11 protein-coding genes are annotated in these 11417 nt (G+C 74.7%); 7 read left to right on the top strand and 4 right to left on the bottom strand.

All coding sequences use genetic code 11. The annotated features are described in order from the left end of the window. Positions 1–140 precede the first annotated feature (140 nt). The 6 genes from CFP66_RS14925 to CFP66_RS14900 are packed head-to-tail and all read left to right on the top strand — an operon-like array spanning position 141 to position 5800. Complete coding sequence (locus CFP66_RS14925) at positions 141–950, top strand: methyltransferase domain-containing protein (protein WP_094924257.1); 810 nt, start codon at positions 141–143, stop codon at positions 948–950. Between the two features lie 18 nt (positions 951–968). Further along, positions 969–1994: an ABC transporter substrate-binding protein gene (locus CFP66_RS14920; protein WP_233159445.1), complete on the top strand. Its 1026-nt coding sequence runs from the start codon at positions 969–971 to the stop codon at positions 1992–1994. Continuing rightward, positions 1991–3058 (top strand): iron ABC transporter permease, encoded by a 1068-nt coding sequence (locus tag CFP66_RS14915; RefSeq protein ID WP_094924254.1) that lies wholly within the window; start codon positions 1991–1993, stop codon positions 3056–3058. The genes CFP66_RS14920 and CFP66_RS14915 overlap by 4 nt, the downstream gene beginning before the upstream one ends. Beyond that, complete coding sequence (locus tag CFP66_RS14910; protein ID WP_094924251.1) at positions 3055–4092, top strand: iron chelate uptake ABC transporter family permease subunit; 1038 nt, start codon at positions 3055–3057, stop codon at positions 4090–4092. The genes CFP66_RS14915 and CFP66_RS14910 overlap by 4 nt, the downstream gene beginning before the upstream one ends. Before the next feature lie 41 nt (positions 4093–4133). Next, positions 4134–5120, top strand: coding sequence for a patatin-like phospholipase family protein (locus CFP66_RS14905; protein WP_094924248.1), 987 nt, complete (start codon positions 4134–4136; stop codon positions 5118–5120). Positions 5121–5161: 41 nt separating this feature from the next. Then, entirely contained in the window at positions 5162–5800 is a 639-nt protein-coding gene (locus tag CFP66_RS14900) for a DUF1707 domain-containing protein (protein WP_233159444.1), read from the top strand. 130 nt (positions 5801–5930) lie between these two features. Here CFP66_RS14900 and CFP66_RS14895 read toward each other — a convergent pair whose 3' ends face one another. Continuing rightward, a complete protein-coding gene (locus tag CFP66_RS14895) occupies positions 5931–6821 on the bottom strand; it encodes a LysR family transcriptional regulator (protein WP_094924246.1) in 891 nt (296 codons plus the stop codon). A gap of 241 nt (positions 6822–7062) precedes the next feature. On the opposite strand from CFP66_RS14895, the gene CFP66_RS14890 reads away from it, so the two are divergent. Next, on the top strand, positions 7063–8193 hold the full coding sequence (locus CFP66_RS14890) for an MFS transporter (protein WP_233159443.1): 1131 nt from the start codon (positions 7063–7065) through the stop codon (positions 8191–8193). Positions 8194–8315: 122 nt separating this feature from the next. Here the strand turns inward: CFP66_RS14890 and CFP66_RS14885 are convergent, their stop codons facing one another. From CFP66_RS14885 to CFP66_RS14875, 3 genes are read right to left on the bottom strand one after another with little or no spacing between them, the layout of a single operon-like run. Continuing rightward, complete coding sequence (locus CFP66_RS14885; RefSeq protein ID WP_094924244.1) at positions 8316–9818, bottom strand: tripartite tricarboxylate transporter permease; 1503 nt, start codon at positions 9816–9818, stop codon at positions 8316–8318. After that, the gene (locus CFP66_RS14880) at positions 9818–10324 is read right to left on the bottom strand and encodes a tripartite tricarboxylate transporter TctB family protein (protein ID WP_094924243.1); all 507 of its coding nucleotides are present in this window, start codon (positions 10322–10324) and stop codon (positions 9818–9820) included. The genes CFP66_RS14885 and CFP66_RS14880 overlap by 1 nt, the downstream gene beginning before the upstream one ends. A 4-nt stretch (positions 10325–10328) precedes the next feature. Beyond that, positions 10329–11366: a tripartite tricarboxylate transporter substrate binding protein gene (locus CFP66_RS14875; RefSeq protein ID WP_094924240.1), complete on the bottom strand. Its 1038-nt coding sequence runs from the start codon at positions 11364–11366 to the stop codon at positions 10329–10331. Between the last annotated feature and the right edge of the window lie 51 nt (positions 11367–11417).

Below are 11417 nucleotides of genomic sequence, written 5' to 3'. Positions count from 1 at the left end.
CCGAGGTTCAGGAAAGCCACATTCATGCCCTGCAGGTTCATGAATGTGGCTTTCCTGAACCTCCCCCCGGGGGGCACCGTCTAGGCGGTCGGCGCCTAAACGCGGTGCGGGTCCGGGGACCGTCTGCCAGCCTCGCCCGCATGGCACGATTCGACGATCTCCTCGCCGAGGGCGCCGCGGTGCCCACCGAGGGCTGGGACTTCTCCTGGTTCGCAGGCCGGGCCACCGAGCAGCGCCCGTCCTGGGGCTACGCGCGCCTGCTCGCGGGCCGCCTGCCCGCCGCCGAGGCCGCGCTCGACCTGCAGACCGGCGGCGGCGAGGTACTCGCCGAGGCGCTGGGGGCGCTCCCCGCGCCCCCGTCCACGCTCGCGGCCACCGAGGCGTGGCCGCCGAACGTGGAGATCGCGCGGCGCACCCTCGCGCCGTTCGGCGCCGACGTCGCCGAGGCCGACGTGCTGGGTGATCTGCCGTTCCCTCCCGGGCGGTTCGACCTCGTCGTCGGCCGCCACCCGGTGGCGGTCCGCTTCGACGAGGTGCGCCGGGTGCTGCGCCCGGGCGGGTCCTACCTCGCCCAGCACGTCGGCGCAGGCTCGGTGCGGGAGCTGACCGAGTTCATGATGGGTCCGAATCCCACTTCGGCCCACCCGTCGCCGGGTCCGTTCACGGCGTTCGCCGGGGCCGCGCCCGCGGCGGCCGCGGCCGCCGCGGAGGCCGCCGGGCTCGAGGTCCTCGACCTGCGCCGGGAAGCGCTGCGCATGGAGTTCTGCGACGTCGCCGCCGTGGTCGTCTTCCTGCGCAAGGTGATCTGGACCGTACCCGGCTTCACCGTGGAGGCCTACCGCGAACGGCTCGCGGAGCTGCACGCCTCCATCGAGCGCCACGGCCCGTTCGTCGCCCACGCGCAGCGCTTCCTCCTCGACGCCCGTGCGGTCGAGCCAACAATTGAGTAGTTGTTCAGATGAGCTGTAGTGTCGCTCGCCGTGCGGCGCATCGGGATGATCATGGTGGTGGCGGCGGTGCTCACCGGGTGCGGTGGACCACCACAGGCCGCGCAACCGGCGGCGGGCGGCGCGGTCACCGCCACGAACTGCGGGATCGAGGTCTCGGTCCCCGGCCCACCGCAGCGCATCTACGCCGCCTTCCAGCCGGCGATCGAGATGGTGCACGCCCTCGGCGTCGGTGATCGCGTCGTCGGCACCGCCTTCCTCGACGCGCAGGTCCTGCCCGAGTACGCCGACGCCCAGGCCGGCGTCGAGTACCTCCCCCAGCTGCCCAGCCGAGAAGCGTTGCTGGCGACGAGTCCCGACTTCGTCGTCTCGGGCTACAACGGGCTGTTCGCCGAGAGCGGCGCCGAGACCATCGGCACCCGGGCGAGCCTGCGCGAGCTCGGTGTCCAGAGCTGGATCTTCGGGCCGCTGTGCCCGAGCGCGGACGGCCTGTCCGACGAGGCCATCGACCCGGCCTCGGTCACGATGGAGAACGTCTACACCGATGTGCGGGAGCTGGGCAGGCTGTTCGGGGTCGACGAGCGGGCGGGCGCCCTCGTGGCCGAGATGCAGGCGCGCATCGCCGCGGTGCAGCAGCGGGTGGCCGGCGCTCCTCGGGTCCGGGTGGCCGTGGTGGCCCCGCAGGACGACGGCACGTTCCGCGTGGCGGGCGGGCGGGACTTCGCGACCCGGATCCTGGAGATCGCCGGGGCGGAGAACGTCTTCGCCGACCTGACGACCCGCCGCAACGTCCCCGTGGGCGCCGAGGAGATCATCGCCCGCGACCCGGACGTGATCCTGACCAGCACCTGCTGCGACGGCTCCTACAAAGTCGCGGACGCGGAGCCCGACGCCGAGCGCATCCGCACCCACCCCGCGCTGGCCGGGGTGTCCGCGGTGCGGGAGGGCCGGGTGCACGGGTTCCTGTTCGCCGACCGCGCGGCCGGGGTGCGCGTGCCCCGTGCTGCCGAGATGGTGGCCGACCTCGCGCATCCCGACCGGCGATGACCGCGCCCCTCGCCGCGGCCCGCGCCACCCGCGCCGGCCCGGCGGCGAGCCGGGACGCCCCGCGCCGCCGGACGGGCGCCGCGGTCTCCGCGCTCGGGCTCGCCGCCGTCGCGGTCTGCGGTGCCGGGGTGCTGTCGTTGCTCGTCGGCAACGAGCCGCTCACACCCGCGCAGGTGCTCAGCGGGCTCACCGACTTCGCCGGGCGCGACTCCGACCTGATCGTCCGGCACGTCCGGTTGCCCCGCACGCTCGCGGGACTGCTGGCCGGGGCGGCACTGGGCACCGCGGGCGCGGTGCTGCAGGGCCTCACCCGCAACCCGCTGGCCGGCCCGGGCGTCCTCGGCGTGAACGCCGGCGCCTCGCTGGCCGCGGTGGTCGCGCTCGCCCTGGTCGGGCTCGGGTCGCTGGGCGGCTTCGTGTGGTTCTGCTTCGCCGGGGCCGCGGTGGCCATGGCGGCCGTCTTCGCGATCGGCTCGGCCGGCCGCGGCGGTGCGACGCCCGTGAAGCTGGCGCTGGCCGGCGCCGCGGTCTCCGCGCTGCTGCACTCGCTCACCTCGGCGATCGTGCTGCTCGACGAAGACCTGTTCGTCCGCTACCGCTTCTGGCTGGTCGGCTCGCTCACCCGCGCCGACCTCGCGACGCTCGGCCAGGCCGTCCCGTTCGTCGTCGCGGGCACCGTGCTGGCGCTCGCGCTCGCCCGGCCCCTCGACGCGCTCACCCTCGGCGACGACACCGCGCGCAGCCTCGGCACCCGGCTCGGGCTCGTGCGCGGGCTGGGGCTCACCGCGGTGGTCGTCCTCGCCGGTACCGCCACGGCGGTCGCCGGGCCGATCGGCTTCGTCGGGCTCGTCGTGCCGCACGTCGCCCGCCTCGTCGCCGGTTCCGGCCACGCGCGCGTGCTGCCGCTGGCCGCACTCCTCGGCGCGCTCGTGCTGTTGCTCGCCGACGTGGCCGGTCGGGTGCTGCTGCGCCCTGAAGAGGTCCAGGTCGGCGTGACCGCGGCCGTCCTGGGTGCCCCCGTGTTCCTCTACCTGGTCCGCAGGCGGCGGAGCGCGCAGCTGTGAGAAGCCTTCAGGTGGTGCGGCGCGGCGGGCTGTCCGTCCGGCTGGCACCGGCGTCGGTGCTGCTCGGGGCCCTGGCCTGGATCCTCGCGTGCGCCGTGGCGCTGTACGGGGTGACGGTCGGCGACTACCCGATGCCCCTGGCCGACGTGGTCGCGACACTCGCCGGGGACGGCACCCTGATCACCTACGACATCGTGGTCCGCCACCGGCTGCCGCGCGCGCTCGTGGCCGTGGGCGTCGGCGCGGCGCTCGGCCTCTCGGGCACGGTCTTCCAGCGGCTGGCGCGCAACCCGCTCGTCAGCCCGGACGTCATCGGCATCAACGCGGGGGCCTCCGCCGGCGCCGTCGTCATGATCGTCGTGGTGGGCGCGGGGTCGGTGGCGATCGTCGCCGGGGCGCTGACCGGCGCCGCGCTGGCCGCCGTCCTCGTCTACGCCGTGGCGTACCGGGGCGGGTTCAGCGGTTACCTGCTGGTGCTGGTCGGCATCGGGGTCAGCGCATTCATGAACGCGGCCGCGTCGTACCTGCTCACCCGCTCCGACCGGAACGAGGCGTTCCGCGCCGCCGTCTGGCTGGTCGGCAGCGTCGCCGGACGCTCGTGGCCGGACGTGCTCGCCGTGGCCGTGGCGCTGGCCGTCGGCGGGCCGGCGGTGCTCCTGCTGGCCCGCCAGCTGCGGCTGCTCGAACTGGGCGACGAGCTCGCCCGCGGGCTGGGCGGGCGCGTCGGGCTCGCGCGACCCGCCCTGCTTGCCGCCGCGGTGGTCCTGGCCGCGCTCGCGACGGCCGCGGCCGGCCCGGTGGCGTTCGTCGCCCTCGTCGCTCCGCAGATCGTGCGCCGCGTGCTCGACGCCCGCTCCGCCGGGCTCCTGCCCGCCTCCGGGGTCGGGGCGCTCGTCGTCGTCGCGGCCGACCTGGCGGCCCGACGCCTGGTCAGCCCGTACGAGCTACCCGTCGGCGTGCTCACCGCCGCCGTCGGCGCGCCCGTGCTGCTGTACCTGTTGGTGCGGGCCGGGCGAGCCGGCACGGGCGGTTGAGCCACGATGTGCCCGGCAACCGCGACGGGTGAGGGGCAGGAATGACCGACGAGCAAAACGTGGACCTCGTGCTCGAGGGCGGCGGTGTACGAGGCATCGCCCTGCTCGGGGCGGTGCTGCGCCTGTCCGACGAGGGCTACCGGTTCCCGCGGATCGCCGGCACGAGCGCCGGCGCGATCGTCGCGGCGTTCGTGGCCGCCCACCAGCGCGCCGGCCGCGATCTGCACGGGCTCGAAGAGGTGCTGCGCCGCGCCCCGCTGGCCGAGCTCGTCGACGAGCCGGCCCTGCAGCGCGCGGCCGGCCCCATCGGCGACGGCGTCGCGCTGCTGCTGCAGAACGGCATGCACGACACCGCACGGCTCACCGGCTGGCTGGCGAGCGAACTGGCGGCCGTCGGCGTCCACACGTTCGCCGACCTGCGCCTGCCGCCCGACCCCGACACCAGCCTCGAGCCCTACCAGCGCTACGCCCTCGTCGTGCACACCAGCGATCTGACCCGGCGGGTGCTCGCACGGCTGCCGTGGGACTACGACCGCTACGACCTGGTTGCCGACGACCAGCGGGTGGCCGACGCCGTCTGCGCGTCGGCCGCCACGCCGTTCTTCTTCCGCCCGGTGCAGCAGCGCACCGGCCGCGGTGTGGCGACGTGGGTCGACGGCGGGCTGCTGTCGAACTTCCCGATCACGGTGTTCGACCGCACCGACGACCGCGGGCCGCGCTGGCCGACGTGGGGGATCAAGCTCTCCGGAGCGCCCGTCGACCGGCCGGACGAGGCGGTGCGCACCCCACTCGGGATCGCGGTCGCCTCCCTGCGCACGCTGATGAACGACGAGGCGAACCGCTACCACCTCGAGGAGGAGGGGGTGAACCGGCGCACCATCTTCGTGGACACCGACGAGATCCCCGCACTGGACTTCTCCCTCACCGAGGCCGACCAGGACGAGCTGTTCCGCCGGGGCACCCGCGCCGCCGAGACGTTCCTCGAACGGATGGGCCGGAGGCGGGACGCGGTCACGCGACCGGAGTGACCGCCTGCACCCGGGCGCCCCGCGCAGATACCGTGCAGGGCGTGCCCGACGATCCGACCGCCGCCCGGTCCCTGCGCGTGTCCGACGCCGAACGCGAGCACGTCATCGGGTTGCTGCAGCGGGCCACCGGCACGGGCCTGCTCGACCTCGACGAGTTCACCCGCCGCGTCGACACGGTGGTGAGCGCCCGCACCCGCGGCGAGCTGAACGTCGTGCTGCTGGACCTGCCCGGCCTGACGCACCCGGAGCGGCCTGCCCAGGTCCCGATGCCGGCGCGGCCCACCACCGCCCGCCCGGTCCCCACCAGCACCGACACCGGCCACGAGGTTCGGAGCACGCTCGGCGCCGTCACCCGCCGCGGTGTGTGGGACGTGCCCGCGCACCTCGTGGTGCGCACCACGCTGGGCTCGGCGGAGCTGGACTTCACCGAGGCCCGCATCCCGCACGAGGTCGTGGAGATCGAGCTGGAGGTGGTGGCGGCATCGGTGGAGCTGCGCCTCCCGGCGGGCGCCCGCGTCGACCACAGCGCGCTGCAGGTCACCCTCAGCAGCGTCGAGCACCGATCACGGGGGCGCACCGACACCCCGTCGACTGTGTTGTTCCGCCTCACCGGCTCGGTGCGGGCGGGGTCGGTGGAGATCCGTCCGCCGCGCCGGGCGCGCTGGTGGCGCACGACGTGACAGCGACCCTCGCAACGATCACGACCCGACGATCAACCCGAGCAGTGCATGAGTGCTGCCGCGACGACGTGAGGTACTCCTCGCAGGGATCACCATTCGGTATGGGTGGTCCGATGCGGTACGCCCACTGCTACGGCACGATCTCGGCCACCACCGAGGACAACGCGCGGATCCGCGCGTTCTCGTGGTCGCGGTGCCACACCAGGCCCAGGGCGGTCTCGGGGAGGCCGGTCACCGGGATGTCGACGACGTCGGCACGGCGGTGGTAGACGGCGGTCGGCTCGCACAGCAGCATCGCGCCGCGCCCGGCCGCGATCAGCCACACCCCCTCCTGCAGGGTGGTGACCGCGGGCCCTTCCGGGATCGGGCGTCCGCCGGGCGTGACGAGCGGGGCGTGCGCGCGGCGCCAGTACTCCCCCGCGGGAGCCGCGGCGGAGATCAGCGCGACGTCCCCCAGATCCTCGGCCGACACCTCGTACCGGGCCGCCAACGGATGCCGCGCCGAGATCGTGAGCCGTTGCGGCTGCCGGGAGAACACCGGCCCGAGCACCAGCTCCTCCTCCTGCACCGGCAGCAGCACCACGGCGGCGTCGACCTCGCCGCGGTGCACCGGCCCGAACGGATCCGACAGCGCGACCTCGGTGATCTCGACGCTGCTGCCGGGGTGCCGGTCCTGGTAGGCCGTGACGGCGCCCAGCAGGCGGTCGTCGGCGGTGCCCTGGAACCCGATCCGCAGGCGGCCCGCCACCTCGCGCGCAGCGTTGCGGGCGTCGTCGACGACTTCGCGCAGCGCACCGTAGGCCGGCCCGAGCGCGTCGCGGAACCGCGCGCCGAGCGGGGTGAGGCGCACGCTGCGGCTGGTGCGACTCACCAGCCGGGCGCCGACGCGCCGCTCGAGGGAGCTCAGGAGCTGGCTGACCCGGCTCTGGGACACGTAGAGCCGCTCCCCCGTCCGCCCGAAGTGCAGCTCCTGCGCCAGCACGAGGAAGCACTCCAGCTCCCGGACCTCCAGCCCGCCCACACCGCCTCCCCCGCGATCGATGAGCCTGACTCATGGAAGCGTGAGTGATCGGCCGTTGTTCCCGGAGCCTCCCGGTCTGTGAGGTGAGGGCATGACTGCGAGTGGGCCGGCGCCGTCCTGTGGGGGACGCGCGCAGGGAGCGAGGAACGAGCGACCGAGCACGGGAGGAGCAGGACGGCGCCTGGAGGGCCCGCGAGCCGCCGGAGCGGAGCGGAGGCAATTCGGCAGGGTCCGGGCGGCCGTGGTCGTGGTGACGGCCGGGATCTTCACGGTCGTCACCTCGGAGATGCTGCCGGTCGGTCTGTTGACGCCGATGGCCGCGGCGCTGGGGGTCAGCGAGGGCACCGCCGGGCAGACGCTGACCACGACCGGGCTGGTGGCGGCGGTCGCGGCACCGCTGGTCGTGCCCGCCCTCGGGCGGCTGGACCGGCGGCGGGCGCTGGTGGCGCTGATGGCGCTGCTCGCCGCGGCGAACCTGCTGGCGGCATGGTCGCCGGGGTTCGCGGTCATGACCCTCGCCCGGGTGCTGGTGGGCGTCGCGATGGGCGGGGTGTGGTCGCTCGCCGCCGGCCTCGCGGTGCGGCTGGTGCCTGCCGCCGCGGCCGGACGGGCCACCGCGACGATCTTCAGTGGTATCGCGGTGGCGTCGGTGCTGGGGGTGCCTGCGGGAACGTTCCTCGGGGAGCTCGCCGGGTGGCGCGCGGCCTTCGTCGTGGTCGGGGTGCTGGCGGCCGTGGTGGCGATCGCGACGGCCGCGGCGCTCCCGGCACTGCCGGCCGAGCGGGCGGTGCCGCTGCGCGGGGTGCTGGCGCTGCTCGGCGACCCGCGGGTCGCCACCGGGCTGCTGGTGGTGGCGCTGCTCGTCGTCGGCCACTTCGGCGCCTACACCTACGTCCGGCCGGTGCTGGAGCAGGTCGGCGGGATGGGCGCACCGCTGATCGGCACGTTGTTGCTGGTCTACGGCGTCGCCGGCGTGCTGGGCAACTTCGTGGCGGGCGCGGCGGCGGCCCGCTCCGCGCGCCGCACCCTCGCAGGGCTCGCCGGGCTGCTGGCGGCCGCGGTGGTCCTGCTCGCGCTCGCGCCCTCCGTGCCCGGCGCCGCCGTCGCGCTCGTCGTCTGGGGGCTCGCGTACGGAGGGGTGTCGGTCACGGCGCAGAACTGGATGATGGCGGCCGCCCCGCAGGCGCGCGAGTCGGTCTCCTCGCTCTTCGCGGGCGTCTTCAACGCAGCCATCGCGCTCGGCGCCCTCGGCGGCGGCCTGGTGGTCGACGGCTTCGGTCCGCCGGCCGTCCTGGTGTGGGGCGCGGTGCTGGCACTCGCGGCCCTCGCCGCACTGGCCGCCGGCCGCGCCCCGGCGCGCGCGGGCGGCTGACGCCGGCCGTGAGTGGATACGAGTGCTGGACGCACCCGTATCCACTCACCGTCCTCCCTCGCTGCGCTCGGTCGACCGCTTCGCGGACCACGCTGTGTCCATGGTTCGCTCGCTGCGCTCGCTCACGGCCGGGTGAGAGCCCTCCGGCGGCGCTTGGCCACCGGCAGCAGCAGCGGGATCAGCAACGACAGCGCCACGACGAGCCACAGGAACACCGTGATCGGCGAGGACACCAGGATCGCCGGGTCGCCCTCGGACAAGGTGAGGGCGCGGCGCAACTGCTGCTCGGCGAGCGGGCCGAGGATCAGCCCGACCACGGCCGGGGCCACCGGCACCGCAGCCGTGCGCATCAGCAGGCCCAGCAGGCCCAGCCCGCACAGCACCAGCAGGTCGACCGTCGTGCCGCCTGCAGCGAACGCGCCGAGCGTGGCGAACACGAGCACACCCGCATAGATGCCGTAGGCCGGGATCTGCAGCAACCGCGCCCAGACACGCACGAGCGGCAGGTTGAGCACCAGCAGCATCACGTTGCCGACGTACAGGCTCGCGATGAGCGTCCAGACCAGCGGGCCGGACTCGGTGAACAGCTGCGGGCCCGGCTGCAGCCCGTAGGACTGGAACGCCGTGAGGATCACCGCCGCCGTCGCCGAGGTGGGCAGCCCGATCGTCAGCAGCGGCACCAGCACGCCCGCGGCGGCCGCGTTGTTCGCCGACTCGGGCCCGGCGACGCCCTCGATCGCTCCGTGCCCGAACTCCTCGGGGTGCTTCGTGAGCTTCTTCTCCGCCGCGTAGGACAGGAACGTGGGCACCTCGGCCCCGCCGGCGGGCAGGCTGCCGATCGGGAAGCCGAGCGCGGTGCCGCGCAACCACGCAGGCCACGAGCGGCGGAAGTCCGCGCGGGAGAGCACCGCGGGTCCGCGCAGCGGCTGCACGGTCGCGTGCCCGGTGCCGGTGAGCAGATGCCCGAACGCCTCGGAGAGCGCGAAGAGGGCAACCACCACGATGACGACGTCGATGCCGTCGAGCAGGGCGTCGATGCCGTAGGTCAGCCGGGGCTGGCCGGTCTGGTCGTCGATGCCGATCAACCCGATCGTCACGCCGACGAGCAGGCTCGCGAGCCCCTTCAGCAGGTTCGGTCCGAGCAGTGCGCTCACCGTCACGAACGCCACGGCCATCAGCGCGACGTACTCCGGCGGGCCGAACCCGGTGGCGAAGTCGGCGACGAGGGGCGCGAGGAACGTGAGCGCGATCGTGCCGATCGTGCCGGCGACGAAGCTGCCCAGGGCCGCGGTGGCGAGCGCCGCGGCGGCTCGGCCCGCGCGGGCCATCTTGTTGCCCTCCAGCGCCGAGATCATCGAGGCGCTCTCGCCCGGCGTGTTGAGCAGGATCGACGTGGTCGAACCGCCGTACATGCCGCCGTAGTAGATGCCGGCGAACAGGATCAGCGCGCTCGAGGGCTCCAGCCGGAACGTGATCGGCAGCAGCAGCGCCACCGTGAGCGCGGGCCCGATGCCGGGCAGCACGCCGACCGCGGTGCCGATCGTGACCCCGACCAGCGCCCACAGCAGGTGCCCCGGCGTCAGCGCCGAGGCGAAACCCTCCATGAGCAGTCCGAGCTGTTCCATCAGAACCCCCACGGACCGGTCGGGAGCGTGAGCCCGATGAGCCGGTCGAAGACCAGGAACACCACCGCCGCGAGCGCCCAGCCCCAGGCGAGCACCCGCCAGTCGCGCGGCGCGTCCAGCAGCAGGGCGGCCGCCACGAACAGCGCGGTGGCGGTGACGACGTACCCGAGCACCGGCAGCAGCAGCGCGAACGCGACCAGCGCCGCGACCAGCCCGAGCACCCGCAGCGCGGCGCGGGGCTGCCACGCCTGGCCCGCCTCGGCGCGGCCCAGCTTGCGGCGGGAGTCGACCAGCAGCCCGGCACCGACCACACCGAGGGCGACCCCGACCGGCAGCGGCACGGCAGCGGGCCCGACCACCGCCGAGGTCTCCGGCAACCGCGCGGCGTCGACGATCACGAGAACGGCCGCCAGCAGCAGGAGCGCGCCGAACGCGGCCGTCGCGAGCACCGTGTGGCGGTCGACGGCGGGCGGTACCGGTTCCTGCACCGGTTCCTGGACGGTCATCCGGTCACCCCAGTCCGATCTCGGCGAGCACCCGCGACACGCGGTCCTGCTCGGACCGCACGAACTCCTCGAACTCCGGCCCGGCCAGCAGCGCGTCACCCCAGCCGCGGCGCGCGAGCGCGTCGCGCCAGGACTCGGTGCGCGCCATCTGGACGAGCAGGTCCTCGAGCGCCTGCTCCTGCGCGTCGGAGATGCCGGCCGGGGCGACGACGCCGCGCCAGTTCTCCACCACCACGTCCAGGCCCGCCTCGGGCAGCGTGGGCACGTCCGGCAGCGCGGGCAGCCGCTCCGCGCTCGAGACCGCGATCGCCCGCACGGTGCCGGCCTCGATCTGCGGCTGGATCTCCGAGAGCCCGAAGATCCCGATGGTCGAGCGGCCGGACAACACGGTGGTGAGCGCTTCGCCGCCGCCGGAGTGCGCGACGTAGCTGACCTGGGCCGGATCGGCGCCGACCGCCTGCGCGAGCAACCCGGCCATGATCTGCTCCGCGCCGCCTGCCGAACCGCCGGCGATCGAGACGCCTGCAATGTCGGCCTGCATCGCCGCGACCAGACCGGGCACGTCGGTGAGCGGCGAGTCGGCCGCCACGACCACCACCTGGTAGTCCGTGGTGAGCCGGACCAGCGGGGTGGTCTCGTCGAGCGAGTGCGGCGAGCCGTTCGCGGTGACCGCCCCGATCATGATCAGTCCGGTTGTCATCAGCTCCGACGGGTCGCCCGTGCGCCGCACGAACTGGCTCAGGCCGATCGTGCCGCCTGCGCCGGAGACGTTGTAGACCTCGGTGCGTCCGACCAGCTCGCGCAGCGCGGCCTGCATCTCACGGGAGGTCTGGTCCCAGCCGCCGCCGGGCGAGGCGGGCGCCATGATCCGCAGCTGCTCCTCCCCGAGCACGTCCTGCGCGGCGGACCCCTGCTCGTCGGCCGGTGCGGTGAGCACGACCGCCGCCGTGGCGGCGATCGCGGCCACCAGCGCGACGACGCCACTGCGCCGGCTGCCGCGTGGCGTGGGCCCGCGCTCCTCAGCCGTGCCGGGTGGTTGCATCGCCCGCCCTCCTCTGCCACGCCGACCGCATTGTCGACGGTTGTATACAGT

Origin of the sequence: Pseudonocardia sp. MH-G8, from assembly GCF_002262885.1 — a bacterium.
Taxonomy (GTDB): Bacteria; Actinomycetota; Actinomycetes; order Mycobacteriales; family Pseudonocardiaceae; genus Pseudonocardia.
Note: the sequence above shows the minus strand (reverse complement) of the source record. Positions and strands in the feature narration are given on the sequence as shown.

Bases quoted from the DNA above. Each gene is read 5' to 3' on its own strand.
- CFP66_RS14925 (WP_094924257.1), top strand. From the start codon at position 141: ATGGCACGATTCGACGATCTCCTCGCCGAGGGCGCCGCGGTGCCCACC.
- CFP66_RS14915 (WP_094924254.1), top strand. From the start codon at position 1,991: ATGACCGCGCCCCTCGCCGCGGCCCGCGCCACCCGCGCCGGCCCGGCG.
- CFP66_RS14905 (WP_094924248.1), top strand. From the start codon at position 4,134: ATGACCGACGAGCAAAACGTGGACCTCGTGCTCGAGGGCGGCGGTGTA.
- CFP66_RS14885 (WP_094924244.1), bottom strand. From the start codon at position 9,818: ATGGAACAGCTCGGACTGCTCATGGAGGGTTTCGCCTCGGCGCTGACG.
- CFP66_RS14880 (WP_094924243.1), bottom strand. From the start codon at position 10,324: ATGACCGTCCAGGAACCGGTGCAGGAACCGGTACCGCCCGCCGTCGAC.
- CFP66_RS14875 (WP_094924240.1), bottom strand. From the start codon at position 11,366: ATGCAACCACCCGGCACGGCTGAGGAGCGCGGGCCCACGCCACGCGGC.